Below are 26156 nucleotides of genomic sequence, written 5' to 3'. Positions count from 1 at the left end.
AGACGATCGGCGACAATATCAGGTGTCGTTCCAGATCCCGCGAAACATGTTGTTAGCCTCCGTGTTCGCGACATAGGTAGCGCCACGCGCGCAATTTGTCACGTGCTCAAAAGCTGACTTTTCGTTTTTGTAAGGTCAGAGGCCAACCAATCCGCCTTGAGTGCGGAAAGAGTGTCGCCGAGCACCTTGCCTTGTAGATGGCTCAAGTCGCTGGCCTTGATAGGAAATTTGGTCGCCGCCCCCTCTTTCACTGCGGATACAGCAGTCGGCTCCAGCGGGCTATTGGCCATCGCTGCGCGCAGCAGGATCGCGCCCAAACCCGGCTGTTCCCCCGCAACATGACCTATTGCCTTAGCACCCAATGCACTGACGCTTTGCGTACGGATCGACTGAAGCCGCTTTTGTTCAGATCGCGACAGACGTAGCCGAGTAACGACGTCCTCACCGCCCAGCGCCGCCAGACGAGCCATAGGATCAGGCCCAACACCTGCGAGTTGTTCAAGATGAACCAAAGGCGCGATCAATGTCGCATCTGCACCGGGTAACACCTGACCAAGAACCCCAGTCTGCGCCATAACAGCCAAAGCTGGTGCCGGGTCAGGGGCCGTTAGTAGCTTAATCATCTCACCACCAACACGCTCGGCCGAAAGTGTCTCTAACCCGTCTAAATTTGCAGCAATTCCAGCCAAAGCATCTGCATCCCATCCCTCATCCGGCGCCGCATAGTACGCATGAAAGCGGAAGAACCGCAGCGTGCGCATGTAATCTTCGCGGATGCGTTGGTCGGCATCTGCAATGAAACGCACACGCCCTGCACGCAAATCAGGCATGCCATCCAGCGGATCAACAATGGCACCGGACCGGTCAGCATAAATGGCGTTCATCGTAAAATCGCGGCGGAGTGCATCCTCAGCGACGTCTTTGGAAAAGGCGACAACCGCGCGGCGTCCATCTGTTTCCACGTCGCGGCGAAAGGTGGTGACTTCAAACGCGGTGCCTTCAACGACAACGGTTACGGTGCCATGCGCGATTCCGGTTGGCACGGCGCGAAACCTTGATTGCACAGCAACTTCGATGACCTGATCTGGTGTGGCGTCTGTGGCGATGTCGATGTCACTCGCCGGTCGTTGCAAAAGGGCGTTGCGCACACATCCGCCCACAAACAGCGCCCTAAACCCCGCCGCCTCAAGAGCGGCACACAGGTTTTGCGCCGGCGGATCGCTCAGAAACGGTGTGTTTGGGTCTAATTCTGCGGCAGTGCGTCGGTCCATGCCCGCAATATACGCGCGGTCGCTCCCCAGATGTAATAGGGGCCGTAAGGAACCGCGTAGTAAGATCGCCGCTGCCCACGCCAACGCCGGGATTCCACGACAAAGTTCCCCGGATCCAGTACATGAGACAAAGGCACGCAAAACACTTCGGCCACCTCTCCTTCTTCGGGTGTGGCGTCGAAGTCTTCGGTGATAAGTGCGACAACAGGTGTCACTGTAAATGCTGTCACTGTCTCATGTGCAGAAAACGTGCCCAACACCTGAGCATTGGCGAGTGGAAGTCCAATCTCCTCACGTGCCTCACGCAAAGCAGTCGCGATCAGGTCCTCGTCGCCCTCATCCTGCTTGCCACCGGGAAAGGCGATCTGCCCGGGGTGGTGTTTCAGAGCAGAAGACCGTTTCGTCAGGATCAGATCATAACCCTCCGGCCCCGCAATAATCGGCGCGAGCACGGCAGCCGGGCGTAACTGGCGACCCTCGGCCAGTGAAACATCAGGGTTCAGATCAAAGTCCGAAGATGCACCGCTTCCCCGCGCCAAAGCGGCGCGGGTGCGGTTTATCAGGTCACTCACTGCTTTGAGCTTCGGCCTCGAACCCGACGGTTACGGGATCAAGGTCATAATGCGCGCTACAGAATTGACAGTCAGCCGTCACGCGACCCTCGTCGGTGGTCATCTTTTCGATGTCACGGGCCGAATAAATCGACAGGCTTTGACGCACACGCTCTTCTGAACAGGTACAACCAAAGCGGACCGGTTGTGTGTCAAATACACGTGGCGTTTCTTCGTGGAACAGACGCAGCAGCAGATCGTTTGGCGGAACTTGGGGGCCAATCAACTCCATTTCCTCAACCGTATCGAGGAGGATGTTCACGCGGTTCCAATCTTCGGACGCATCGCCGTCTAGCAGATCATCTGCGTTGAGCAATTCGCCCGAGCCTTCACCCTTGGCAACCAGTGGGGACGCTTTGGGCATATGTTGCAACATCACGCCACCCGCACGCCAATGTTCGGCGACACCGGGTTCAGATGATTTGCCAAAACTAAGCTGGAATCGCGTCGGCAACTGCTCGGACTGAGCAAAATACGCCTCGGCACAGGCCGCAAGCGACCCGCCTTCCAGTGGCGTAATGCCCTGATACGGGGTCATGCCCTCGCCCTGATCGATCAGAATAGCAAAGTACCCGTCACCCACCTGATCAAAGGGGGCGTCATCACTCAGCCGATCAGCATCATAGCTGGCATACGCGCGAATGCGGGCCTCAGACCCTTCACCGTCAGGGGCGTAGTAGTCCGTGGCAATCATTCGGACGGCGCCCTTGGACTGCACCTGCAAAGACAACTTCCAGCGCAGCTTGATCGTTTGACCGATCAACGCAGTGAGCAAAGCCATCTCGGCCACAAGCGCTTCGACCTGAGGTGGGTAATTGTGTTGCTTGAGGATACCGCCCAATACTCCGTCAAGACGCGCGACGCGTCCGCGGATGTCAGCGGCATCGAGTTGGAATGGCAGGACGGTGTCGTCCCACACGATTTGCGAACCAAGAGTCATGGGGTTTCCTTTGGCGCCAAGCGTTGGCATATCGATGCCCTATATAGGATTGCATCGCGAAACTGAAAGAGGGCGCTGATGAACCGCCGTATGGGGCATCCACCCGACGCCACCCGACGCTACACAGCGCGCCCCGGCGCCTACGCGATTTTACCCCGAGGCCGTGATGTCTTGTTGACCTGCCAGATGGACATCAAGCCAGATGTTCAACTGCCCGGCGGGGGCATTGATCCCGGCGAAAGCCCGTTGCAGGCATTACATCGCGAAGTGTTTGAGGAAACCGGCTGGCACATCGCATACCCACGGCGTTTGGGGGTGTTTCGCCGTTTCGTTTACATGCCTGAGTACGCTCTTTGGGCAGAAAAAATGTGCCACATCTATGTCGCGTGGCCAACTTTGCGCATCGCAGCGCCAACAGAGCCTGATCATACGGCGATCTGGACCAACCCGAATGAAGCAGTTCGAATCCTGGGCAATGACGGGGATCGCCACTTTTTATCTCACTACTTTTTTGGATCAGCACCGTGATACTCAAACAGAATACCTGAGACATCGTCTGGGAAAGGTTGAGCGCCGGCAAACTCTGCCAACTCCCACAGCAGCGCCTCAAAGAAGGCAGGTCCAGAAACGTCTGCGAGATCTCGCATCATCTCCTCGACCCCTGCTTCTTCTAACATATCGCCGTGCACATTTGGGCATTCCGTCACGCCGTCTGACAGCAATAAAAGCCGATCCCCAGGCTCCAGTCGAGTTTCAAACTGAGTAAAGGAAATCCCTGACATCAGTCCCACAGGAAAACCTCCCGGTCCATTCTGTTCGATCGAGCCATCTTTACGTTGAACCGCTGGGTGCGGGTGCCCAGCCTGCGCCATGCGCACATGGCCCGTTGTCATATCAACATCGGCCAGTAAAAGCGTGAAATAATGCTCCGTCTCCATCTCATCCAGAACGAGGTCGTTCAGAGTTTCGATCACATCTTCGGGCGGCAAAAATGCATAAGTTCCGTCATCCAACCTTTGCAGCGCCACGTTCTGATCCGGTGCAGCTGCAGAGAGGTATCCGGCAAGGCGCGCTGTCATGAGGGCCGAACTGATCCCATGGCCGGATACATCAATTGAAAATAGACCCAGATGCCCCGGGCCGGCGGCAAAGAAGCCCACCAGATCGCCACCAACATGCCCGCTGGATCGCAGCATCAGCGACACGTCACCCGTATCAAAGGATTTGTTCCGTTCCCGAATTAGGGACTGTTGCAGCTTTTTCGCTTCTAGCAGGTCGTTGTCGAGGGAATCGTAAACGCGCTGCAATTCGCCCAGTGTCTCTGAAATAAGATCGTTTTTACGGGTCAGTTCCCGCTGCATCACAAGGATGCGCTCACCCGCCGCGATCCGGGCACGCAATTCGTTGGCATCCACAGGCTTAGTCAGAAAATCATCAGCGCCCGATTCAAGGCCCATCGCGACTTCGTTCTTTTCACTCTTTGAAGTCAGAAGAATGAAATATCCATAGCGTTCGCCGGATTGGACGCGAAATGCTTTGCAGAATTCCAGCCCGTTCATCCCTGGCATCATCCAGTCGCTCAGCACCAGATCGGGCTGGATGTCGGCAGCGATCTTCAGCGCTTCCGCGCCGGATTCCGCCTCATAAACTTCGAAACCCCACCGTTTTACCGAACTGCAGAGGATTTTGCGTTGCAAACGACTGTCATCAACGACCAAGACACGATGCCCCGACGGTGCATCTGTCGACGCAGTCGCGGCCGCCTGCTCCACATCAATTTGTCTGCTGCTGACGCTCATCTTACCCGGTTATCTCGCCTCGTGACGGTCTGCGTAGACGATAGCGTTTAATGGCGCGTGAAGCCGGGTAACCGAGTGCGTAAACCTTTAACTGTAACCAGAACTTAACCCGGCAGGATGTTTGCTGCACGCAGTTGGCGGAGCATTGTGATGATTGATTGGACGCGTGTAGCAAGTTTGAAGGCGGAGATCGGCGACGACGATTTCGAAGAAGTTGTACCTCTGTTTATTGAGGAAGTGTCGGAAATCACTGAGAGGTTGAGGGAAAATCTCGACTTGGGCAAACTCGAGGAGGATTTACACTGCCTCAAAGGCAGCGCGATGAACTTAGGTTTTTCCGAGTTTTCTGACTTGTGTAATATCGGCGAATCGATGTCGGCAAAGGGCGAAGCCGCTGCCGTTGATGTGAGTGAAATTCTGGCTAGTTTTGAACGGTCGAAACAGGCGTTTCTCACCGGGCTTCAAGAGTGGGTCGCCGCCTAAATCACGAACTGCGCCAGCATTTCGTCATTTGTGATGTCGGTATAGGTAAACCCACCGGCATCCAGTGCCGCCCTAAACCGGTCGAAGTTCTCCGGTTTGAGTGTTTCGATCCCAATAAGGACCGATCCAAAGTTGCGCGCCGATTTCTTCAGATATTCAAACCGTGCGATATCGTCTTCAGGACCCAGAATGCTCAGGAAATCCTTCAACGCACCGGGGCGCTGCGGCATCCGCAGGATGAAATACTTTTTGATCCCAGAATAGCGCTGGGCACGTTCTTTGACCTCTGGCAGTCGCTCAAAATCAAAATTGCCACCGGAAGTGACGCAGACAACAGTCTTTCCAGCGATTTGGTCCGATATGTCCTTAAGGGCGTCAACAGCCAACGCGCCCGCAGGCTCCAAAACCAAACCTTCGACATTCAACATCTCAATGATCGTGGTGCAAATACGATCCTCTGGGATGTCCAACACATCCCCCATATCCGCGTCGGCCAGTCGCGCAAAGGTGCGCTGCCCAATCTTGGCTACGGCCGCGCCGTCCACAAAACTGTTGATTGGAGAAACATCGACAGGCGCACCGGCCTTCAGTGCCTCCGCCAATGACATCGCCCCACTAGGCTCTACAAAGGTATAGTTTACGTTTTCTTCGAAATAACTTCGCGTTCCTGCTGACAATCCGCCGCCCCCAACAGGCAGAATGATGCGATTCGGTAGATGGCCCAGTTGCGCTTCGATCTCCACCGCGACCGAAGCTTGGCCTTCAATCACATCCTCATCGTCAAAGGGCGACAGAAAATGGCCGCCTGTATCGGTGCAAAACTCCTGAGCAGAGGCCAGCGTCTCATCAAAATAGTCGCCAGTCAGCCGAATCTCGACCTGCGACCCTCCAAACATCTGGGTCTTTAGGATTTTCTGTTGCGGGGTTGTCACCGGCATGAACACCACGCCCCGCACCCCAAAGTGTTTGCACATAAAGGCAACGCCCTGCGCATGATTCCCCGCGCTGGCACAGACAAACACCGCATCTTCGCGCATCACCTTGCGCATTGCGTTGAACGCGCCACGCAGTTTGTAGGATCGCACCGGGCTCAAGTCTTCGCGTTTCAACCAGATGTCGGCGCCATACCGATCTGACAGCAAATCATTGCGCAATAAAGGTGTAGCCGGAAACACTCGGCGCATCGCCTGTTCTGCCGCGCGTGCGCCGTCCTGAAAGCTCATGAATTGACCCCTTTTCGCAATCACGCAGACCTACACGCCCCAGCATGTGTGGGTCAATCTTGCCCCGGATGCACAAAACCGATATCGGCAGCCAAACCTGATGAGGAAGACGAAAAATGAGCGCCCCAAAGAAAGTTGTGCTGGCCTATTCCGGTGGTCTGGACACCTCCATCATTCTGAAATGGTTGCAGACCGAGTATGGCTGTGAAGTTGTCACCTTCACCGCAGATCTCGGACAGGGAGAAGAGCTGGAACCGGCCCGTGCCAAAGCCGAGATGATGGGCGCATCCTCGATCTATATCGAAGACGTGCGCGAAGAGTTCGTGCGTGATTTCGTTTTCCCAATGTTCCGCGCCAATGCACTTTATGAAGGCCTGTACTTGCTGGGTACCTCCATTGCGCGCCCCCTCATCTCCAAACGTCTGGTCGAAATTGCCGCTGCCGAAGGTGCAGATGCGGTGGCCCACGGGGCTACAGGTAAGGGCAACGATCAGGTCCGGTTTGAACTTGCTGCCTATGCGCTGAACCCTGACATCAAAGTTATTGCGCCGTGGCGTGAATGGGATCTGAGCAGCCGGACCAAACTGATCGACTTTGCCGAAAAGAACCAAATTCCGATCGCGAAAGACAAGCGAGGCGAAGCGCCGTTTAGCGTCGATGCAAACCTTCTGCACACCTCATCTGAAGGCAAAGTGCTCGAAGATCCAGCCGTTGACGCGCCCGATTATGTCTACCAACGCACGGTTGCGCCCGAGGATGCACCAAACGAACCGGAATGCATCGAGGTCGGTTTTGAAAAGGGCGATGCAGTCTCTATCAATGGCGAAATGATGTCTCCAGCGACCATCCTGACCGAGTTGAACCGGTTGGGTGGCAAACATGGAATTGGTCGCCTTGATCTGGTTGAAGGGCGATTTGTTGGTATGAAATCCCGCGGTATCTACGAAACGCCCGGCGGCACAGTTCTGCTTGAGGCGCACCGGGGCATCGAACAAATCACACTGGATCGCGGGGCCGCGCATCTCAAGGACGAGATGATGCCGCGCTATGCCGAACTGATCTATAACGGCTTTTGGTTCTCGCCCGAGCGCGAGATGCTGCAAGCGTTGATCGACAAGAGCCAAGAGCATGTCACCGGGACAGTCCGCTTGAAACTTTACAAAGGGCTGGCGCGTACAGTGGGCCGCTGGTCAGACCACAGCCTGTATTCCGAGGCGCATGTCACCTTTGAGGATGACGCAGGCGCGTACGATCAGAAAGACGCAGCTGGGTTTATTCAGCTTAACGCGTTGCGTCTGAAACTACTGTCAGCACGAGATCGTCGGCTTAAGTAATCTTATGGGCAGCCATAGCCTCGTAATGAAGCATGGCCGCTTCTACCAATTCCGCGAGCGGCCCGGTCACCTCAGGCAAAGGCCCTTCGGGCCCGGCGAACCCGGTCGAGCGGTGTACAGCCCCGTACCAATGCGCCGCCCAAACACCATCCGACGAATGCCCGCCCGCTGGCCAATGTAGCATGTCATCCGTCCAAGGAATGCCCAGCGCAGCACAAAGGCCTTGTAACATATGAGACGGATCAAGGCGGATATCGGACGCATCCACGACAATTGGATTACCGACCCGCTCCATGATCTGCGCCTGCTGGACAAAGCCTATGTCATCCAGAGTTGGTGCTTCGCGCTTGGCCGCGTAACTGGCCACAACCCGCGCCGGATGTCGGATAAGAAAGACGTTTTGCACCTCTTCCATCCATGCCATTGGCCAATCGGGCAGCATGTGGTGGGTCATGTGTTTTTGATAGAAAATAGGCTCTGACAAGGGTGATTTCAGCGATTCTGCTATCTCAACAGGATTGCTACTCTGGCTGGCCAGAATCGCATCTCGCATTGGATGATCTGAACCAGTTTCCGACAGATAGGCCGCGTAAAACGGTTCATCCACCACACGGCAATCTCCACGTGCGGCAAAGCTGTACATCATGGCGGTGGACAGGTTTCGAGGCCCCGACCACATGGCGATACGAGTTGTCATGCGCGGCACGCTAGAACGACGAAGCGACCGGGTAAACGACCAATCACGGATGCGCGACCTCCCCGGCTCGTGAATTGTGTGACGGCGCGCTTTCCCCCAAGCTGGAACCAAAGGAGAGCCGCCATGACCTTACGTCGTACTTTCAAAACTGTAGTACTCGCACTGTCTATCGCTGTGGGCCTCGTTGCCCATACCAAGACCAGCCACGCACAGACCTTGGAGACGTTAACCGTTGCCGGGGGGTGTTTCTGGTGCGTTGAGGCGGATTTTGAAAAGGTAGATGGCGTGAAAGAAGCCGTGTCAGGCTTTGCCGGCGGCTCGACAGCGAATCCGACTTACAAGCAAGTAACCGGAGGCAACACTGGCCACTATGAGGCCGTTCAGATCACTTTTGATCCGGCACAAGTCGACGTCGAAACGCTGCTATCTCTCTTTTTCCGTTCGATTGATCCAACAGACGCGGGTGGACAGTTTTGCGATCGAGGGGACAGCTACCGCACCGCGATCTTTGCGACACCCTCCCAGACAAATGCTGCAAATCAAGCCAAAGCAACAGCTCAAGCCCAACTGGGCCAAAAAGTGGTTACGCCGGTTTTGCAATCAGGGCCATTCTATCCTGCCGACACATACCATCAGAATTTCTACAAAGAGGGCGGGATCATCCTGACCCGTTTTGGCCCAAAGTCGAAAGCCAAGGCGTACAAAGCCTATCGGGATGCCTGCGGACGGGACGCGCGTGTCAAAGCACTATGGGGGTCCGATGCACCCTTTGTTGGCGGCTAGGCCAAACGCGCGTCTTCTATATCTTTGAGGTCCGGAATCACATCTGCCGTCCCCTGACGCGTGACCATCAATGCACCGGCCTGTGTGGCAAGGGCCAGCGCCTGCAACATCGGCATGCCCCGATCCAGACCTGCAACGAGGTAACCGGTAAAAGTGTCACCGGCCCCTGTCGTGTCGACAGGTGTGACGGGAATCGCGGGCATATGTGTCTCTGATCCAGCGGAAACGTCCAACCATTTGGACCCTTCACTTCCCAAGGTGACAACAATAGACGTCACGCCCAGTTCACCCAATTCCCGCTTCATCACTGCCATCAACTGCCCGGCCTCAACTTCATTCAGGACAAGCAAATCAGTAAAGGGAAGCACCTTTGCCACCGCATCTGCATCAAACGGAGCAGCGGCATAGACAACTTGCAAGCCCAAAGTCTTAGCAATCTCAGCGGTATATTTCTGACAATTCGTCTCGTTCTGCATCACCAGGATGTCACCTGCTGCGGCGTCAGACAAAGCGGCACCAACCATATCCTCAGTAATTGATTTATTGGCGCCAGAGAACACGACAATCTGGTTCTCACCGTCCTCGGCGACAGAGATATTTGCATGCCCGGTCGCCTGATCGCCAAGTGTTGCGATATGCCCTGTATCGACACCATATTCCAGCAAACGCTCAACGGTCCAAGAACCAGCAGGACCCACAGCACCAATATGCGTCACACGCGCCGCGGCGCGCGCAATCGCAACCGACATATTTGCGCCCTTACCGCCCAAACCTTGGGTGTAATCAGCTGCGTGCAATGTCTCACCCGGCGCGGGCAGGTGGCTTACGCGGTAGACGTTGTCGATGTTGATCGAGCCCAGATTCCAGACGGCCATCAGCCCACCTTGCAGGCCGCAAGCACCGCCATGTTGAGAATGTCATTGGCGGTAGAACCGCTAGAACACATCTGGATCGATCCATCCACTCCGGCAAGAATGGGCCCGATCACCGTCGCTCCACCCATTTCTTGCATCAACTTGACCGAAATGCTCGCCGAATGGCGTGCGGGCACCACCAGTATGTTCGCGGGGCCCGTCAGCCGCGAGAACGGATAGGACGCCTGCGCTTGGGTGTTCAGCGCGACATCCACCGTCATTTCACCCTCATACTCGAAATCCACACCTCGGGCGTCCAGCACACGCGGCGCCATATGCATCTTTTCCGCACGCTCGGACACAGGATAGCCAAACGTCGAAAAGCTGACAAAGGCCACGCGCGGTTCAAGGCCCATATTGCGCGCGACAACAGCCGCTTGCGTGGCAATGTCGGCCAGGTCTTCTTCGTCTGGCCATTCGTGAACCAGAGTGTCGGCAATGAATACGATACGCCCCTTGTGGATCAGCGCGGTAATACCTGCCGCCTTGCTACTCTCTCCGGCGTCAAACACGTGGTTTATCCGGTCAAGAATATGCGCCGATTTTCGCGTTGCCCCAGTGACCAAGCCGTCGCCATGGCCATGGGCCAGCATAAGAGCGGAAAACACGTGGCGGTCACGCGCGGCGAGGCGGTGAATGTCCTGACTGTCAAACCCACGACGCTGCAACCGGTCATATAGGTGCATCTTGTACTGCTCCAGATGCGTTGTATTGGCAGCATTCACAACTTCTAGCTCGCGCACAGCATCGGCCAGCCCGGTTTCGGTCAGCTTTGCCTTTACATCTTCAATCCGCCCGACGACCAACGCTTTGCCAAACCCGGCCCGCTGGTACATGACCGCAGCACGTAACACGCGGGGGTCGTCTCCCTCGGCAAAGATCATACGGGCCTGAGCGGCACGGGCCCGGGCGTTAATTCCTGTCAGAATGCTGGCCGTTGGGTCCATCCGGGACTTTAGGCTAACTTCATAGGCATCCATGTCGATGATCGGGCGACGGGCTACTCCGGTGTCCATCCCTGCTTTAGCTACAGCAGTTGGGATGCGGTGGATCAGCCGCGGATCAAATGGCGTCGGAATAATGTAGTCACGTCCAAAGGACAGCGATTTACCATAGGCCAGCGCAACCTCATCCGGCACGTCTTCGCGCGCTAGGGCGGCCAGCGCGTGGGCGCAAGCAATCTTCATCTCATCGTTGATCGCGCGGGCGTGGATGTCGAGCGCGCCGCGAAACAAGTAGGGAAAGCCAAGTACGTTGTTGACCTGATTGGGATAATCGCTTCGACCTGTCGCAACGATGGCGTCCATACGGACCTCGTGCGCTTCTTCCGGAGTGATTTCGGGGTCTGGATTGGCCATCGCAAAAATGACCGGATTGTCTGCCATGGACTCAACCATCGCCGGTGTCACCGCACCCTTAACGCTGACGCCTAAGAAAACATCTGCGCCCTTCATCGCCTCTTCGAGGCTGCGTATCTCTGTCTTCACCGCATGGGCGGACTTCCATTGGTTCATACCCTCGGTACGACCCTGATAAATCACGCCCTTGGTGTCGCAAACGATGCAGTTGTCATATCGCGCACCCATAGCTTTCAGCAGTTCGATACAGGCAATGCCAGCAGCGCCAGCGCCATTCAGAACGATTATAACGTCTTCGATCTTCTTTCCCGAAATGTGCAGTGCATTGATCAGTCCGGCGGCGCAAATCACGGCTGTCCCATGCTGGTCATCGTGAAAGACAGGAATGTCCATTTCCTCTTTCAAACGCTGTTCAATGATAAAACATTCGGGCGCTTTGATATCTTCAAGATTGATGCCGCCAAAGGTGGGGCCCATCAACTTGACTGCATTGCAAAATGCGTCCGGATCTTCGGTATCCAGCTCGATGTCGATGGAGTTCACATCGGCAAAGCGTTTGAACAGGACCGCCTTGCCTTCCATAACCGGTTTCGACCCTAATGCACCCAAATTGCCCAATCCAAGCACCGCTGTGCCATTGGAAATGACGGCCACCAAATTGCCCTTGTTGGTATAGTCATAGGCCAGTTCCGGGTTCTCAGCGATCGCCTCGCACGGCACAGCAACCCCGGGCGAATAGGCAAGGCTCAGATCGCGCTGCGTGGTCATAGGCACGGTGGCCTGAATCTCGAACTTGCCGGGGGTGGGTTCCAAGTGGAACGCCAAAGCCTCTTCTGCTGTCACCTTATTGCCTGCCATGTCACATCCTCCCCTGACTCAACACGACATATCCCAGCACACCCGCCGCCTCAATCGACTTTGGGTTTCGCTTGGGCCAAGCAGTTTGTAAGGTCCCCAAATGATTGCCTTGGGGGGCTTGTCCATGTCGACCACGCCAATGATGGCGCAATATCTCGAGATCAAAGCGGCACACCCCGGTGCGCTGCTTTTTTATCGCATGGGCGATTTCTACGAAATGTTCTTTGAAGACGCGGTCAACGCTGCCGCAGCACTCGACATTGCGCTCACAAAACGCGGCAAACATGACGGTGAGGACATCCCGATGTGCGGCGTTCCGGTTCATGCCGCCGAAGGGTATTTGCTGACACTCATCCGCAAAGGATTTCGCGTCGCCGTATGCGAACAAATGGAAAGTCCAGCCGAAGCAAAAAAGCGTGGCTACAAATCGGTGGTCAAACGCGATGTCGTGCGACTGGTCACACCAGGCACGTTGATCGAGGACTCGCTGCTTGAGGCCCGTCGGCACAACTTCCTGGCGGCCTTTAGCGATGTCAGAGGCAGTTGCGCATTGGCGTGGGTCGACATTTCGACCGGGGCATTTTTCGTGATGGCAGTTGATTTGACCCAGTTAGGACCTGAATTGGCTCGTTTGGCTCCATCCGAATTGGTGGTCGCGGATAGCAAAGAAGAAGCGCTGCGCCCTGTCACGGAAGACTTTGGCATTCCGATCACGACGCTTGGGCCAGCGGCCTTTGATAGCACGGCTGGCCTTGGACGCGTTACAAACCTGTTCAAGGTCGCAACTTTGGATGCCTACGGATCGTTCTCACGGGCTGAGATCGGAGCCATGGGTGCATTGATCGAATACCTTGAGATTACGCAAAAGGGGAACCTGCCCTTGCTGCGCCCACCACAACAGGAAGCGCAGGCAAAGACAGTGCAGATCGACGCCGCGACGCGGAGAAATCTGGAGCTGACGGCGGGTTTTTCCGGAGGGCGTGCCGGATCGCTCTTGGATGCCATTGATCACACTGTGACCGCGGTGGGTGCGCGATTGCTCGAACGGCGGATCGCTTCCCCTTCTCGTGTACTGGAAACGGTATCAGATCGACTGGAAGCCGTAGCATTTGCGGTGTCTGATCAACAGATGTGCCAAACGCTGCGGACTAAATTGCGCAGCGTCCCTGATATGGACCGCGCATTGTCTCGATTGTCACTCGACCGTGGTGGACCACGCGACCTGACTGCCTTGCGCGCTGGTTTGACCCAAGCGCAAGAGATTGCGGCATTGTCACAGGCAGCGTTTCCAACACTGCTTTCCAACGCATTTGGTAATCTTGGCGGGCACGACGCCCTGATCGACCGGCTTGATAATGATTTAGTTGCCGAGCCTCCGCTTTTGGTGCGCGACGGCGGATTTATCGCGCAGGCCTGCGATGCCGAGCTGGACGAGGCACGCACCCTACGGGATGAAGGGCGCTCCGTCATCGCTCAACTTCAACAGGACTATGCAGCGCAAAGCGGCGTCCAATCCCTAAAAATCAAGCACAACAACGTACTCGGATACTTCATCGAAGTGACCGCGACACATGCTGAAAAGATGATGTCGGCACCACTGAGTGAAACCTTTATTCATCGTCAAACGACGGCAAATCAGGTCCGGTTCACCACCGTGGATTTATCCAGCTTGGAAACCCGGATTCTGAATGCTGGCGCACAAGCGATCGAAATCGAAAAGCGTCACTATGAAAAGCTAAAAGGCCTTGTTTTGGATGCCGCCGCTCAGATCAGTCAGGCTGCGCGCGCACTTGCTGAAATCGACCTTGCGGCAGGTTTGGCACATCTGGCGGTAACCGAAAACTGGTGCAAACCCACCCTCGACACCTCACGTGCGTTTGAGATCGAGGGCGGGCGACACCCTGTGGTGGAAAAGGCACTGCGCCAGCAAGGCGGAGCCCCTTTCATTGCGAATGATTGCGATCTCAGCGCAGACGATACGGCTGCCATCTGGTTGCTAACCGGCCCAAACATGGCGGGTAAGTCGACATTTTTACGCCAGAACGCGTTGATCGCAATTCTGGCTCAAACCGGTAGTTTTGTTCCGGCCGCATCTGCGCATATCGGACTGGTTAGCCAGATTTTCAGCCGCGTCGGCGCTTCGGATGATTTGGCGCGTGGGCGATCCACATTTATGGTCGAGATGGTGGAAACCGCGGCCATCCTCAATCAGGCAGACGACCGCGCATTGGTGATCCTCGACGAAATCGGGCGGGGAACGGCCACTTATGACGGATTGTCTATCGCGTGGGCCACTCTCGAACATCTGCACGATGTGAACAAATCGCGCGCCCTCTTTGCCACCCATTACCACGAGATGACCGCGCTGGCAGGAAAACTGGACGGCGTTGAAAACGCAACCGTTACGGTCAAGGAGTGGGAAGGCGAAGTTGTGTTTTTGCACGAAGTGCGGCGCGGCGCGGCGGATCGGTCATATGGGGTTCAGGTGGCGCAACTTGCCGGATTGCCCAGCGCAGTAATCGCCCGAGCACGGGTGGTTCTTGATGCCTTGGAAAGTGGCGAACGTCAGGGCGGCGCGACCCAAAAGACGCTGATCGATGACCTGCCTCTATTCGCCGCAACGCCGCAACCGCCAGGCACAAAACCCAAAGCCTCTCCAGCCTTGGACATGCTGACCGCCATCCATCCCGACGACCTCAGCCCACGAGATGCCCTTGATCTGATCTACAAGCTGAAGGCAGCGCAGGACGAAAGCGACACGTAATACTTAATAGATTAGAGCCTTTGGGGGTTATGTACTTGAGTCTGGCCATTTTGGGCGTTCATCCGTGCTCCCATTCACAAAAAAGGGCGCGGTGATGAAACACCGCGCCTTTTGATTCTGTGGTCAGTTAGATCAGCTGGCTGGCATTGATGACACGCCGACCTGCGCAGGACGCAATAGGCGGTCGTGCAGCATAAACCCTTCGGCAGCGACCTGAATGATGTCCCCTGCCTTGGTTCCTGGCACTGGTGCCTCAAACATTGCCTGGTGGTGCTGCGGGTCAAATGTATCACCGACGTCTGGCGCAATCACCTCGATGCCGTGTTTTTTGAACACGTTCAAAAGTTCGCGCATCGTCAGCTCAACACCTTCAAGAACCGCGCCAGACACCGCGCGCTGTTCTTCCGTGATCGATTCAAGCGCGCGCTTCATGTTGTCATAGACAGGCAACATATCACGAGCGAGCTTGGATCCACCGTAGTTCTCAGCTTCGCGACGATCCTTTTCCGACCGTTTCCGCGCGTTCTCTGCATCCGCAAGTGCACGCATGAACCGGTCTTTCAGCTCGTCACGCTCGGCGCGCAACTCGTCAAGCTCTAGCGCCTCGTCATCAATCTCCATCATATCGTCGGCGTACTCTTCATCTTCCGCCAACTCGATGTCGTCCAGAAACTCTTCGTTTTTTGGCTCAGCCATTTTTCACCTTTCACTGCGGTCTGACAGCATCCGCCCGACCAGCTGGGCTGTGTAGTCCACGATCGGAACGATCCGGGCATAGTTAAGCCTGGTAGGACCAATGACCCCAACCGCACCGACAATCTTTCGATCAGCGTTCATATATGGGGAAACCACCAAAGAGGAACCCGAAAGTGAGAAAAGTTTGTTCTCTGAGCCAATAAAAATGCGCACACCGTCCCCGGTTTGGGTCAGGTTTAAAAACTCAGCAATATCACGCTTGCGTTCGAGGTCATCAAACAAGCTTCGGATGAGGTCCAGATCACCCGCTTCGGCCGTTTCGTCTAAAAGATTCGCGCGACCACGCACGATCAGCCGTTCAGGCGAATCCCCTGCCCCCTCCCATGAAGCAAGACCGCTCTGGACCAGCGCCTGCGACAACGTGTTTATTTCCTGCCTGCGGTTTTCAATCTCGTGCTGAACGACGGTTTTCACCTCGCTCAACGTGTGGCCTTCGATCATTGCGTTTAGGAAATTCGCGGCTTCACGCATGGACGATTGTGTTTGCCCGGGGGGCGGTTGGAACAATCGGTTCTCGACATGCCCGTCAGCAAACACGATAACGACAAGCGCCTGTTCCGGACCAAGGGGCACAAAATCTAAGTGCTTGATAGGCGCTTCGCGTTTTGGCGTCAAAACCAGCGACGCCCCGTGGGTCACACCGGACAAAGCAGAGCCTACGCGGTCCAATATACCTGAAACGTCGGTTTCGTTACTACCAAGTGTCGCGTCGATTTTCTCTCGATCGGACTCGTCAGGCACACCGACCTCCAGCAGCCCGTCCACAAACATGCGGAGCCCCAACTGCGTTGGCACACGTCCGGCGCTGATATGGGGACTACCAAGTAAACCCATGAACTCCAAATCCTGCATAACGTTGCGAATAGTGGCCGCGCTCACCTTTTCACTGAACTCACGGGTGAGAGTACGAGAGCCGACCGGATCGCCAGAATCCAGATAGCCTTCGACCACACGGCGAAATACCTCGCGCGAGCGGTCGTTCATATCATCCAGCATTTTCTGGGTCTCGGTCATGGACTGCTATTAAAGTGCTCGAAAATCAAAGGTCAATCGGGGTTGCACCTGCACGCACGCTGGCGTTATGCCCGATGAGCAGCCGAAAAGGATATCCCATGCGCCCCTCCGGAAGAGAGTTGAACGAAATGCGTGCCGTTTCAATTGAAACGGGCTTTACCAAACACGCTGAAGGGTCCGCCCTGATCAAGATGGGCGACACCCATGTATTGTGCACCGCAACAATCGAAGAACGCGTACCGCCGTTCATTAAGGGCTCCGGTTTGGGTTGGGTCACTGCCGAATACGGCATGCTGCCCCGTGCCACCAACACACGTATGCGTCGGGAGGCTGCAACCGGGAAACAAGGTGGACGTACCGTTGAAATTCAGCGTCTGATCGGACGCGCCCTGCGGGCTGGTGTGGATCGCGTGGCATTGGGCGAGCGCCAGATCACAGTCGATTGTGATGTTTTGCAAGCCGACGGCGGAACCCGCTGTGCGTCGATCACCGGCGGTTGGGTCGCACTGCGCCTTGCGGTGGACAAACTGATGAAAGCGGGCGACGTGACCAGCAACCCGCTGATCTCTCCGGTCGCGGCCGTGAGCTGCGGTATTTATGCAGAACAACCCGTACTCGACCTCGATTACCCCGAGGACAGCGAAGCCGGTGTCGATGGCAATTTCATTTTGATGGGCGATGGCCAGCTGATCGAAATCCAGATGAGCGCAGAGGGATCCACATTCTCTCGCGGTCAGATGAACAACCTGATGGATCTGGCCGAAAAAGGTGTGAGTGAACTGGCCGCAGCACAATTGGCTGCCTGCGCATGACACGGCGCTTTGACGACACGCGCATCCTGATTGCTACGCATAACGCAGGCAAGCTGGAAGAGATGGAGCAGTTGTTCGCTCCATTCGGCGTTGAAGTCGTCGGGGCAAAGGCCATGAACCTACCTGAACCAGAAGAAACTGAAACGACCTTTGTTGGCAACGCCCGGATCAAGGCTCGCGCTGCTGTCGCCGCAACTGGCATGCCGGCGCTCGCAGACGATTCTGGCATTGAAGTCGACGGCCTCGATGGCGCGCCCGGAGTGTATACGGCTGATTGGGCAGAAACTCCAAGTGGGCGCGATTTCATGATGGCCATGACGCGCACTCATACCGAATTGGTAGAACGTAAAACTCCTCAACCATGGACAGCTCGATTTTGTTCGACCCTAGTCCTCGCGTGGCCCGATGGACATGACGAAGTTTTTGCAGGCACTGTTGACGGCACTTTGTGCTGGCCAGTGCGCGGCGCTTTGGGTCATGGATACGATCCGATGTTCCAGCCCATCGGCCATACGCGCACGTTCGCTGAAATGTCGGCAGACGAAAAAAACGCGATCAGTCACCGCGCAGGCAGTTTTGCCAAACTGATCGCAGGTTGCTTTGGCTGAGGATTGGGAAGCGGGCGGCTTTGGCCTTTACCTGCACTGGCCATTTTGTGCTGCGAAATGCCCCTACTGCGATTTCAACAGTCATGTCACCGCTTCTGTCGATCATGATGCTTGGTCCAAGGCCTTCGTCTCCGAGATCGAACGGGTTGGAGTGCTCACCAAGGGCCGTGTTTTACACTCCGTCTTTTTCGGCGGCGGAACGCCCAGCCTGATGGCGCCGTCAACTGTGGGCGCGATCATGGACGCCATTCAAAGGACTTGGCCAACCGCCAACGATCTGGAAGTGACGCTTGAAGCAAACCCGACGTCTGTCGAGGCAGGGAAGTTTTCTGATTTTCGGTCCGCCGGGATTAATCGGGTCTCAATGGGCATTCAGGCACTGAATGACGACGATTTGCGTAAACTGGGTCGGATGCATAACGCCGCTGAGGCGCTCGCCGCGTTTGATGTCGCTCGCAAGACTTTCGAACGCGTTAGTTTTGATCTCATGTACGGACGACAGAACCAGTCACTGTCTCAATGGGAAATGGAGCTGAAGCAAGCTTTGGGCCTAGGGCTGGACCACGTGTCTCTCTACCAACTGACGGTCGAGCCGGGCACGGTGTTTGGTGACCGCTACAAAGTTGGCAAACTGCGCGGTTTGCCAGACGATGATCTGTCTGCGGATATGTATGCGCTTACCCAAGACATTTGCGCAGATCACAACATGCCCCGGTATGAGGTGTCCAACCACGCGGCATACGGTGCCGAATCCCGACACAACAAGATCTATTGGCGTTATGGCGACTATGTAGGAATTGGACCGGGCGCACATGGGCGTCTTACCCTGGATGGAATCAGAACAGCTACTGACCAAGTCCGTGTGCCTACAGCATGGCTATCAGGCGTTGATCGCGAAAGGCAGGAGGCTTTGTCCGGCATGGATCAAGCGGTCGAATTTCTCATGATGGGTTTGAGGCTGGCCGACGGCGTCGATCCCGACCGTTATGAAAGGCTGGCGGGTCAGGCCCTTTCTGGGTCCCGCATCGCAGATTTACAGAACATGGGTCTGCTAACAGCAACAAAAGAAACAATTAGTGTTACAAATCAAGGGTTTACGCTTCTAAACGGCGTCCTAAGAACTCTTCTTGAGGACTAAGAAACGCTCAATTTGCGGCACAGATCATCCAACTGTTCCAATGTGTCGTATTTTAGTGTCATCAACCCAGATTCACCATCAGGCTTGTGCGCCAGCGTCACCTTTACCCCGGTCGCCGCAGACAAATCATCCTCTAATGCGCGGGTATCGGCATCTTTGGTGGCAGCCTTTGGTTTCGGCTCTGAGGTTTGGGGGGGCACATTTGCCTTTTTCACCAACGCTTCGGTGGCACGCACAGACAGATCACCGGCGATGACCTTTTTGGCCAACGTTTCTGGATCTTCAGACGTAATCAACGCGCGCGCGTGACCCGCGCTCAACGCACCTTCAGATACAAACCGCTGGACAGAGTCAGGCAACGACAGCAAGCGAAGCAAGTTGGCAATATGGCTTCGGCTTTTCCCGAGCGCCTCCGCCATTTTTTCCTGTGTATGGCCAAACTTGTCCATCAATTGGCGATAACCGGCTGCTTCTTCCACCGGGTTCAGATCAGCACGCTGAATGTTCTCGATAATCGCGACTTCCAAAACCTCGATATCCGAAAACTCGCGGACAACCACGGGCAGGCTGTGCAGTTGCGCTTGTTGCGCGGCGCGCCAGCGGCGCTCACCTGCAACGATCTCATACCCGTCGCCGGATGGCCGGACGATGAGCGGCTGTAACACACCCTTTTCCTTGATGGATGCGACCAAGTCATCCAACGGGGCTGATTCAAATCTTTTGCGCGGTTGGTTTGGATTTGGGTGGATTTGTTCGATTGGGATCGGCTGATCGCCGGGGGTCTGAGACGCGGCTGTTTCGTTGATCTCTGAAACATCCGCCATCAATGCGGACAAACCGCGCCCCAACCCACGTTTTTTATCACCAGCCATTTTTATGCTCCCACAGTCATGTCGTTACCAACCAGTTCCTTCGCCAGATCGCGATAGGCAAGTGCCCCTTTGGACGCGCTATCATAGGACAGTACTGGCATCGAATAGGACGGCGCTTCGCTCACCCTGACATTTCGGGGAATTCGCGTTTTAAAGACCAGCTCGCCCAAATTGTCGCGCGCATCCTGCTCCACTTGCTGAGACAGGTTGTTTCGCGCGTCGTGCATGGTCATGACAACGCCTTCGATGCGTAGTTTTGGATTTCCCGTCTGACGCACCTCACGCACAGTCAGCATCAATTGCGACAAGCCTTCCAGGGCGAAGAATTCACTTTGCAGAGGTACAAGGACCGAGTGTGAAGCAATCATTGCATTGACCGTCAGTAGATTCAGCGATGGCGGGCAATCTATTAGGATGTAATCCAGATCAAACTTGGCCATCTGCGGTTGACGCAAGGCGTCATGCAGCAAGAAGCTTCGTTTTTCGTTTGAAATCAGCTCTATATCCGCGGAGCTCAGGTCAACCGTCGCCGGTATGACCATCAGGTTTTTGAAAGCCGTGTCCAGAATGACGTCCTGCAAGTCGATGTCTTCAAGCAGCAGTTCATACGTTGTGAACTCACGATCATCCAGCGCAATGCCAAGACCTGTAGATGCGTTGCCCTGAGGGTCCAGATCAACCACCAGAACTCGGTATCCAAGTTCAACAAGCGCCGCAGCAAGGTTTATCGTCGTTGTTGTCTTGCCAACGCCCCCTTTCTGGTTCGCGACGGAGATTATCTTTGGTCGCGTTGGAGTGAAGGGGTCAGACACGCTCGATATCCTTTATCCGCAAGATAGCTGCTTTTTCATTCGTTTTACTCGGTGTTGCGTCACAAGAAAACCGCCAGTTTTGCTGTGCGGCCTCAAGTTCTTGCGCCCATGCCTCCCCCTTCATGAAAACACATGTACCCGCCTCGGCTAAGTGGGGCTTCGCCAAACCAAGCAACACATCCAAGCTAGCAAGTGCGCGTGCGGAAATGGTGCTAGCGGAGTTGGGCGGCAGGCTTTCGACTCTTTGTGTCGACACCTCAATAGACACATCCAACTCGCGCGCGCATGTTCGCAGAAACGTCGCTTTCCGCTGATCGCTTTCCACCAATTTCAATGGAAGATCATGTCCTTCCCCAGACGCAAGTACGCCAACCACAACACCCGGCAAACCCCCACCGCTGCCAAAATCCAGCCAAGGCCTCTGCTGTGCCTCATAAATTTGTGCGGAATCCCAGATGTGTCGGAGTTCAAGGTCACTTTCGGACGCTTTGGACACGAGATTTATCTTTACAGTCCACTTCCGCAACAAAGCAGCGTAAGCGTCTAGTTTCTCCAATGTTTCACGTGAAACATCTCGACGATACCAATCCGGCGCCTGCATCACGCCGTTTTCTTTTCCAAATAACGGATCCGCCCAAGCAATAGGGCCAACGCCGCAGGCGTCATGCCATCGATACGGCCCGCCTGGGCCAAGTCACTCGGCCGCACACGTTCCAGCTTGGCTGTCAGCTCTGCAGACAATCCCGAAACCTCTTGATAAAGGAAATCAACCGGAATTGCGTAGGATTCATCCTTCCGCAAACGCTCCACATCTTTGCGCTGCCGCTCAATATAGTTGGCGTACAGCGCCTCCCGTGCCAATTGGTCACCCACATCAGCCGGGAGAGCGTATAGGTCATCATCTAGCCCTGCAACATCTTCCAGCGACACGTCTGGGAAGGCTAAGAGCTGGAAAGCCGTACGTTTCGTTCCGTCTTGGTTAATCTTAATGCCCACTGCCCCAACTTCTTTGGGCGTGTAGCTGCGCGATGTCATCACAGAACGTCCCGCCTCCAAGCGCTCCATTTTAACCTCAAACGCTTTTTTACGTTCTGGGCTAATGCACCCAACTTCCAATCCCAGCGGGGTCAGACGCTGATCGGCGTTGTCAGCGCGCAAAGACAGTCGGAATTCAGCGCGCGACGTGAACATTCGATAGGGTTCTGTTACTCCACGCGTCGTCAAATCGTCTATCATCACACCAATATAACTTTGGTCTCTTTTAAAGTAGATGGGCGGCTTGGCCAAAGCACGACGTGCCGCATTCAAGCCTGCAACCAAACCTTGGGCAGCCGCCTCTTCATACCCAGTCGTTCCATTGATCTGCCCAGCAAGGAAAAGTCCTGGAACTGAACGCAAACAAAGGTCTGCGTCCAAAACACATGGATCCACATAATCATATTCGATCGCATAGCCCAGTTGCAGGATTTTGGTATCCTCCAGCCCCACAATTGATCTGATGTAATCGACTTGAACGTCTTCTGGCAGCGACGTTGATACGCCATTCGGATAAACCGTATCGTCATCCAGCCCCTCGGGCTCAAGGAAAATCTGGTGCGAGTCCTTATCCGCAAAGCGCACGATTTTATCCTCGATGGAGGGACAATATCGTGGTCCGGTACCGTCGATGTGACCCCCGTACATCGCAGATCGGTCAAGGTTTTCGCGAATTATATCATGAGTTTGCGCATTTGTGTGGGTGATTCCGCACGCAACTTGTCGTAACGGTGCCGTATTCGACAGAAATGAGAAGAGTGTTGGGATTTCGTCGCCATCCTGCCGTTCCAACCGATCCCAAGCGATTGTTTTCCCATCTAGTCGAGGCGGCGTTCCTGTCTTCAGTCGCCCAAGCGGCAAGTCAAACTCATCAATCCTCTGCGCGAGGAGAGACGACTCCTTGTCGCCCATACGGCCGCCAGAATACGACACATCGCCAATGTGTATACGCCCGCGCAAGAATGTACCCGAAGTCAAGACGACCGCCCTCCCATGCACAACGGTATCATCAGCCAACATAACGCCAGACACCGCATTCTCGGCCATTACAAAGTCAACAACCTCGCCTTCGATGATGCACAGGTTTGTCTGTGAGCGCGTCAGCGACAACATCTCGCTTTGGTATACTTTTCGATCCGACTGTGCCCGAGGCCCTTGCACCGCCGGACCTTTACGTCGGTTCAACAAGCGGAACTGGATACCAGAGGCATCAGCAACACGACCCATCACGCCGTCCATCGCATCAATCTCGCGCACCAAATGTCCTTTACCTAAACCGCCTATTGCAGGATTGCAGGACAAGATGCCGATGTCAGAGGTTTTCATAGTGATGAGAGCAGTGCTCACGCCCGTGCGTGCTGCTGCATGAGCGGCTTCGCAGCCTGCATGCCCACCTCCAACGACAACGACATCAAATTGTTTCACGTGAAACACTCCATCATTTACCCAAGCAGAAGCTTGAAAAAATCTCGTCCAGCAGGTTTTCAACACCTATATGCCCAACCAAGGCCTCAAGAGATCGAATCGCGCTGCGGATTTCCTCTGCAGCGATATCATACTGATCCGGTCCGTTGCCAACGCAGTTCTGCGCCATACGCAACGCATCCAACGACGCAGCCATTGCATCCCGATGCCGGGCATGTGTCGCCAGCCCAGCAGAAGAGGTCATTGAAGACAGAGCATCTGTGATACGATCAGTTAGTTCAGCGATCCCCTCCCCGGTTCTTCCTGAAACAGAAAAAACACCATCCTTGCGGGTATCACCTTTAGGAGCAACCTGGATATCATTCACGCCCATCTGGACAGGCACATCCTCTCCAGGTTCAATCAGAAAAACTCTCAGGTCAGCTGATTCAGCACGCTGGACCGCACGCTGAATGCCAATAACCTCGATTTCATCCACGCCATCACGCAATCCGGCCGTATCCAAAAGTGTCACCGCGTAACCACTAAGGTCCATGCGGACTTCTATGACATCCCTAGTCGTCCCCGCCCGCTCTGAGGTTATTGCCGCTTCTCGTTTGACCAAGAAGTTCAAAAGAGTAGATTTTCCGGCATTTGGCGGGCCAACAATGGCAACTTCAAAACCAGTGCGAATACGTTCCGCAGCAGCAAAACCGCTCAACTCCACCTGCACCTCATCAAGCACCAAACCCAGCAAGGACTGAACTTCCGGGCTGACATCAACAGGTACATCTTCATCCGCAAAGTCGATGGTGACCTCGATAAGCGACGCGGCGCGGATCAGGTTCGCACGCCATCCTTCGATCTTCTTTCCCAAGGCACCATCGAATACCCGAAGCGCCTGTCGACGTTGCCCTTCCGTTTCCGACGCGATGAGATCGCCAAGTCCTTCGACCTGCGCCAAGTCCATCTTGTCGTTATCCAGCGCACGGCGTGTAAATTCACCCGGATTTGCCATACGGGCACTGCCCGCACCCAAACAGCACAAGACTGCCGATACAACTGCGATACTGCCATGCATATGCAGCTCAACGACGTCTTCGCCCGTAAAGCTATTCGGGCCAGCAAACGGCAGGACCAGGGCCTGATCCAGAAGTTCGCCCTGTTCGTCGTGTAAAGAACGTAGTCCTGCCTGCCGAAGCGGTGGCAACGAACCACAGAGCACCTTGGCGCAGTCAAATGCTTCGGGTCCTGAAATTCTGACCACAGAAACGCCAGCACAACCCTGAGCCGTAGCCAGAGCAAAGATCGTATCCATAGCTAAGACCCCGCAGGTTGCGTCAGGTGTTCATGGAATCGAAGAATTCTTCGTTGGTCTTTGTCTGCTTGAGTTTAGAAATAAGGAACTCGATCGCATCCGTCGTTCCCATCGGGTTCAGAATCCGACGCAGTACAAAGGTTTTGGCGAGGTCGATCTTATCGACCAGCAGTTCTTCTTTCCGTGTCCCGGACTTGAGGATGTCGATTGCAGGGAATACGCGTTTGTCTGCGATTTTCCGGTCAAGTACGATTTCAGAGTTACCCGTACCTTTGAATTCTTCAAAGATGACTTCGTCCATGCGGCTGCCTGTGTCGATCAGCGCTGTAGCGATGATGGTCAATGAACCACCCTCTTCAATGTTCCGTGCAGCGCCAAAGAACCGTTTAGGCCGCTGCAGGGCGTTCGCATCCACACCACCGGTCAAAACCTTACCCGAGGATGGCACCACAGTGTTGAACGCTCTACCAAGTCTTGTGATAGAATCGAGAAGAATAACAACATCTCGTTTGTGTTCGACCAAACGCTTGGCTTTTTCGATCACCATTTCAGACACGGCGACGTGGCGGGTTGCAGGTTCATCAAAGGTTGAACTGACAACTTCTCCTTTCACAGAGCGCTGCATGTCGGTTACCTCTTCAGGGCGCTCGTCGATCAAAAGGACGATCAGATAGCATTCCGGATGGTTCTTTTCGATGCTTGACGCAATGTTCTGCATCAGGACCGTTTTACCTGTTCGTGGCGGAGCGGTAATCAGTGCACGCTGGCCTTTCCCGATTGGCGCGACAAGGTCAATGATGCGCGCGGAGCGGTCCTTGGTCGCTGGATCGCTGGTCTCCATTTGCAAGCGTTCATCAGGGTAAAGCGGTGTGAGGTTATCAAACGCAATTTTGTGGCGCGCCTTTTCTGGATCCTCAAAGTTGATCCGCGTCGCGTTGGTCAGCGCGAAGTAACGTTCTGTGTCGTCTGGTGCCTTGATCATCCCATCAATTGTATCCCCTGTACGCAGGGAATATTGGCGGATCATGTCGGGCGAGACATAGATGTCATCAGGACCTGGCAGATAGTTCGCCTCAGGAGAGCGTAAGAAGCCGAACCCGTCCTGTAGAACTTCCAGAACCCCGTCTCCGTAAACTTCCCAACCTTCATCTGCACGTTCGCGCAGAATCTGGAACATCATCTCACCCTTGCGCATGGTCGAGGCGTTTTCGATTTCCAACTCTTCGGCCATCGCCAAAAGATTCTTTGGGCTTTGCGCCTTGAGGTCAGCAAGCGCGAGGACTTCGATTGGTTCAGAAGATGTCATTGGAATACTCTAGGCCCGCTTGTCATCAAGCGTGGCGCGTCCATTA

General features: G+C 55.1%; 24 protein-coding genes. 8 read left to right on the top strand and 16 right to left on the bottom strand.

All coding sequences use genetic code 11. The annotated features are described in order from the left end of the window. Positions 1-98 precede the first annotated feature (98 nt). From ABJD00_RS21535 to ABJD00_RS21525, 3 genes are read right to left on the bottom strand one after another with little or no spacing between them, the layout of a single operon-like run. Positions 99-1271, bottom strand: a complete 1173-nt coding sequence (locus ABJD00_RS21535; protein WP_413849178.1) for a CCA tRNA nucleotidyltransferase — start codon at positions 1269-1271, stop codon at positions 99-101. Further along, a complete protein-coding gene (locus ABJD00_RS21530; protein WP_413849176.1) occupies positions 1244-1843 on the bottom strand; it encodes a CoA pyrophosphatase in 600 nt (199 codons plus the stop codon). The genes ABJD00_RS21535 and ABJD00_RS21530 overlap by 28 nt, the downstream gene beginning before the upstream one ends. Beyond that, a complete protein-coding gene (locus ABJD00_RS21525; protein WP_413849174.1) occupies positions 1836-2822 on the bottom strand; it encodes an Hsp33 family molecular chaperone HslO in 987 nt (328 codons plus the stop codon). The genes ABJD00_RS21530 and ABJD00_RS21525 overlap by 8 nt, the downstream gene beginning before the upstream one ends. 78 nt (positions 2823-2900) lie before the next feature. Between ABJD00_RS21525 and ABJD00_RS21520 the strand changes: the two genes are divergently transcribed. Further along, a complete protein-coding gene (locus ABJD00_RS21520; protein WP_413849172.1) occupies positions 2901-3350 on the top strand; it encodes an NUDIX hydrolase in 450 nt (149 codons plus the stop codon). Here ABJD00_RS21520 and ABJD00_RS21515 read toward each other — a convergent pair. Continuing rightward, positions 3326-4621: a PP2C family protein-serine/threonine phosphatase gene (locus ABJD00_RS21515; protein ID WP_413849170.1), complete on the bottom strand. Its 1296-nt coding sequence runs from the start codon at positions 4619-4621 to the stop codon at positions 3326-3328. The genes ABJD00_RS21520 and ABJD00_RS21515 overlap by 25 nt on opposite strands. Before the next feature lie 150 nt (positions 4622-4771). Here ABJD00_RS21515 and ABJD00_RS21510 point away from each other — a divergent pair, with 150 nt between their 5' ends. Beyond that, positions 4772-5104 carry an Hpt domain-containing protein gene (locus ABJD00_RS21510; RefSeq protein ID WP_413849168.1) on the top strand — a complete coding sequence of 111 codons (333 nt, stop codon included), beginning with the start codon at positions 4772-4774 and terminating at the stop codon, positions 5102-5104. Here ABJD00_RS21510 and ilvA read toward each other — a convergent pair. Then, positions 5101-6327, bottom strand: coding sequence for a threonine ammonia-lyase IlvA (gene ilvA, locus ABJD00_RS21505; protein WP_413849166.1), 1227 nt, complete (start codon positions 6325-6327; stop codon positions 5101-5103). The two genes, ABJD00_RS21510 and ilvA, sit on opposite strands and share 4 nt — an antisense overlap. A gap of 116 nt (positions 6328-6443) precedes the next feature. Between ilvA and ABJD00_RS21500 the strand changes: the two genes are divergently transcribed. Beyond that, complete coding sequence (locus ABJD00_RS21500) at positions 6444-7661, top strand: argininosuccinate synthase (protein ID WP_413849164.1); 1218 nt, start codon at positions 6444-6446, stop codon at positions 7659-7661. Here the strand turns inward: ABJD00_RS21500 and ABJD00_RS21495 are convergent. Further along, a complete protein-coding gene (locus ABJD00_RS21495; RefSeq protein ID WP_413849162.1) occupies positions 7654-8358 on the bottom strand; it encodes an HAD family hydrolase in 705 nt (234 codons plus the stop codon). The two genes, ABJD00_RS21500 and ABJD00_RS21495, sit on opposite strands and share 8 nt — an antisense overlap. A gap of 123 nt (positions 8359-8481) precedes the next feature. Here ABJD00_RS21495 and msrA point away from each other — a divergent pair, with 123 nt between their 5' ends. Next, positions 8482-9141, top strand: a complete 660-nt coding sequence (gene msrA, locus ABJD00_RS21490) for a peptide-methionine (S)-S-oxide reductase MsrA (RefSeq protein WP_413849160.1) — start codon at positions 8482-8484, stop codon at positions 9139-9141. Here the strand turns inward: msrA and ABJD00_RS21485 are convergent. Both ABJD00_RS21485 and ABJD00_RS21480 read right to left on the bottom strand, forming a co-directional pair. After that, positions 9138-10016 carry a ribokinase gene (locus ABJD00_RS21485; protein ID WP_413849158.1) on the bottom strand — a complete coding sequence of 293 codons (879 nt, stop codon included), beginning with the start codon at positions 10014-10016 and terminating at the stop codon, positions 9138-9140. The genes msrA and ABJD00_RS21485 overlap by 4 nt on opposite strands. Next, positions 10016-12271, bottom strand: a complete 2256-nt coding sequence (locus ABJD00_RS21480; RefSeq protein ID WP_413849156.1) for an NADP-dependent malic enzyme — start codon at positions 12269-12271, stop codon at positions 10016-10018. The genes ABJD00_RS21485 and ABJD00_RS21480 overlap by 1 nt, the downstream gene beginning before the upstream one ends. Positions 12272-12395: 124 nt before the next feature. On the opposite strand from ABJD00_RS21480, the gene mutS reads away from it, so the two are divergent. After that, complete coding sequence (gene mutS / locus ABJD00_RS21475; protein ID WP_413849154.1) at positions 12396-15035, top strand: DNA mismatch repair protein MutS; 2640 nt, start codon at positions 12396-12398, stop codon at positions 15033-15035. 132 nt (positions 15036-15167) lie between these two features. Here mutS and ABJD00_RS21470 read toward each other — a convergent pair whose 3' ends face one another. Beyond that, positions 15168-15731 carry a nucleotide exchange factor GrpE gene (locus ABJD00_RS21470; protein ID WP_413849152.1) on the bottom strand — a complete coding sequence of 188 codons (564 nt, stop codon included), beginning with the start codon at positions 15729-15731 and terminating at the stop codon, positions 15168-15170. A 3-nt stretch (positions 15732-15734) separates the two neighbouring features. Then, the gene (hrcA, locus tag ABJD00_RS21465; protein WP_413849150.1) at positions 15735-16805 is read right to left on the bottom strand and encodes a heat-inducible transcriptional repressor HrcA; all 1071 of its coding nucleotides are present in this window, start codon (positions 16803-16805) and stop codon (positions 15735-15737) included. 98 nt (positions 16806-16903) lie between these two features. Between hrcA and rph the strand changes: the two genes are divergently transcribed. Genes rph through hemW form a run of 3 tightly spaced genes read left to right on the top strand, consistent with a single transcriptional unit; the run spans position 16904 to position 19363 of the window. Beyond that, the gene (gene rph, locus ABJD00_RS21460; protein ID WP_413849361.1) at positions 16904-17617 is read left to right on the top strand and encodes a ribonuclease PH; all 714 of its coding nucleotides are present in this window, start codon (positions 16904-16906) and stop codon (positions 17615-17617) included. Beyond that, on the top strand, positions 17614-18225 hold the full coding sequence (gene rdgB, locus ABJD00_RS21455; RefSeq protein ID WP_413849148.1) for an RdgB/HAM1 family non-canonical purine NTP pyrophosphatase: 612 nt from the start codon (positions 17614-17616) through the stop codon (positions 18223-18225). The genes rph and rdgB overlap by 4 nt, the downstream gene beginning before the upstream one ends. Next, positions 18218-19363 (top strand): radical SAM family heme chaperone HemW, encoded by a 1146-nt coding sequence (hemW, locus tag ABJD00_RS21450; protein ID WP_413849146.1) that lies wholly within the window; start codon positions 18218-18220, stop codon positions 19361-19363. The genes rdgB and hemW overlap by 8 nt, the downstream gene beginning before the upstream one ends. Here the strand turns inward: hemW and ABJD00_RS21445 are convergent. The 6 genes from ABJD00_RS21445 to rho are packed head-to-tail and all read right to left on the bottom strand — an operon-like array spanning position 19360 to position 26110. After that, positions 19360-20235, bottom strand: coding sequence for a ParB/RepB/Spo0J family partition protein (locus ABJD00_RS21445; protein ID WP_413849144.1), 876 nt, complete (start codon positions 20233-20235; stop codon positions 19360-19362). The two genes, hemW and ABJD00_RS21445, sit on opposite strands and share 4 nt — an antisense overlap. A 2-nt stretch (positions 20236-20237) precedes the next feature. Then, positions 20238-21047 carry a ParA family protein gene (locus ABJD00_RS21440; RefSeq protein ID WP_413849142.1) on the bottom strand — a complete coding sequence of 270 codons (810 nt, stop codon included), beginning with the start codon at positions 21045-21047 and terminating at the stop codon, positions 20238-20240. Then, entirely contained in the window at positions 21040-21648 is a 609-nt protein-coding gene (gene rsmG, locus ABJD00_RS21435) for a 16S rRNA (guanine(527)-N(7))-methyltransferase RsmG (protein WP_413849359.1), read from the bottom strand. Before rsmG ends, ABJD00_RS21440 begins: the two co-directional genes overlap by 8 nt. After that, a complete protein-coding gene (gene mnmG, locus ABJD00_RS21430) occupies positions 21648-23516 on the bottom strand; it encodes a tRNA uridine-5-carboxymethylaminomethyl(34) synthesis enzyme MnmG (RefSeq protein WP_413849140.1) in 1869 nt (622 codons plus the stop codon). The genes rsmG and mnmG overlap by 1 nt, the downstream gene beginning before the upstream one ends. A 4-nt stretch (positions 23517-23520) precedes the next feature. Continuing rightward, positions 23521-24804 (bottom strand): tRNA uridine-5-carboxymethylaminomethyl(34) synthesis GTPase MnmE, encoded by a 1284-nt coding sequence (mnmE, locus tag ABJD00_RS21425; RefSeq protein ID WP_413849138.1) that lies wholly within the window; start codon positions 24802-24804, stop codon positions 23521-23523. A 22-nt stretch (positions 24805-24826) separates the two neighbouring features. Further along, positions 24827-26110, bottom strand: a complete 1284-nt coding sequence (gene rho, locus ABJD00_RS21420) for a transcription termination factor Rho (RefSeq protein WP_413849136.1) — start codon at positions 26108-26110, stop codon at positions 24827-24829. Between the last annotated feature and the right edge of the window lie 46 nt (positions 26111-26156).

Origin of the sequence: Tateyamaria sp. (assembly GCF_039945315.1) — a bacterium.
In the GTDB taxonomy this organism is placed as follows: domain Bacteria; phylum Pseudomonadota; class Alphaproteobacteria; order Rhodobacterales; family Rhodobacteraceae; genus Tateyamaria.
This window is presented reverse-complemented; position numbering and strand designations above follow the sequence as displayed.

What these genes read in the sequence shown, in the direction of transcription:
- ABJD00_RS21500 (WP_413849164.1), top strand. Translation starts at nt 6,444, where the DNA reads ATGAGCGCCCCAAAGAAAGTTGTGCTGGCCTATTCCGGTGGTCTGGAC.
- ABJD00_RS21520 (WP_413849172.1), top strand. Translation starts at nt 2,901, where the DNA reads ATGAACCGCCGTATGGGGCATCCACCCGACGCCACCCGACGCTACACA.
- ABJD00_RS21515 (WP_413849170.1), bottom strand. Translation starts at nt 4,621, where the DNA reads ATGAGCGTCAGCAGCAGACAAATTGATGTGGAGCAGGCGGCCGCGACT.
- rph (WP_413849361.1), top strand. Translation starts at nt 16,904, where the DNA reads ATGCGCCCCTCCGGAAGAGAGTTGAACGAAATGCGTGCCGTTTCAATT.
- ABJD00_RS21535 (WP_413849178.1), bottom strand. Translation starts at nt 1,271, where the DNA reads ATGGACCGACGCACTGCCGCAGAATTAGACCCAAACACACCGTTTCTG.
- mnmE (WP_413849138.1), bottom strand. Translation starts at nt 24,804, where the DNA reads ATGGATACGATCTTTGCTCTGGCTACGGCTCAGGGTTGTGCTGGCGTT.
- ABJD00_RS21495 (WP_413849162.1), bottom strand. Translation starts at nt 8,358, where the DNA reads ATGACAACTCGTATCGCCATGTGGTCGGGGCCTCGAAACCTGTCCACC.
- msrA (WP_413849160.1), top strand. Translation starts at nt 8,482, where the DNA reads ATGACCTTACGTCGTACTTTCAAAACTGTAGTACTCGCACTGTCTATC.
- rsmG (WP_413849359.1), bottom strand. Translation starts at nt 21,648, where the DNA reads ATGCAGGCGCCGGATTGGTATCGTCGAGATGTTTCACGTGAAACATTG.
- ABJD00_RS21445 (WP_413849144.1), bottom strand. Translation starts at nt 20,235, where the DNA reads ATGGCTGGTGATAAAAAACGTGGGTTGGGGCGCGGTTTGTCCGCATTG.
- rdgB (WP_413849148.1), top strand. Translation starts at nt 17,614, where the DNA reads ATGACACGGCGCTTTGACGACACGCGCATCCTGATTGCTACGCATAAC.
- mutS (WP_413849154.1), top strand. Translation starts at nt 12,396, where the DNA reads ATGTCGACCACGCCAATGATGGCGCAATATCTCGAGATCAAAGCGGCA.
- ABJD00_RS21470 (WP_413849152.1), bottom strand. Translation starts at nt 15,731, where the DNA reads ATGGCTGAGCCAAAAAACGAAGAGTTTCTGGACGACATCGAGTTGGCG.
- ABJD00_RS21525 (WP_413849174.1), bottom strand. Translation starts at nt 2,822, where the DNA reads ATGACTCTTGGTTCGCAAATCGTGTGGGACGACACCGTCCTGCCATTC.
- hrcA (WP_413849150.1), bottom strand. Translation starts at nt 16,805, where the DNA reads ATGACCGAGACCCAGAAAATGCTGGATGATATGAACGACCGCTCGCGC.
- ABJD00_RS21485 (WP_413849158.1), bottom strand. Translation starts at nt 10,016, where the DNA reads ATGGCCGTCTGGAATCTGGGCTCGATCAACATCGACAACGTCTACCGC.
- ilvA (WP_413849166.1), bottom strand. Translation starts at nt 6,327, where the DNA reads ATGAGCTTTCAGGACGGCGCACGCGCGGCAGAACAGGCGATGCGCCGA.
- rho (WP_413849136.1), bottom strand. Translation starts at nt 26,110, where the DNA reads ATGACATCTTCTGAACCAATCGAAGTCCTCGCGCTTGCTGACCTCAAG.
- ABJD00_RS21510 (WP_413849168.1), top strand. Translation starts at nt 4,772, where the DNA reads ATGATTGATTGGACGCGTGTAGCAAGTTTGAAGGCGGAGATCGGCGAC.
- ABJD00_RS21480 (WP_413849156.1), bottom strand. Translation starts at nt 12,271, where the DNA reads ATGGCAGGCAATAAGGTGACAGCAGAAGAGGCTTTGGCGTTCCACTTG.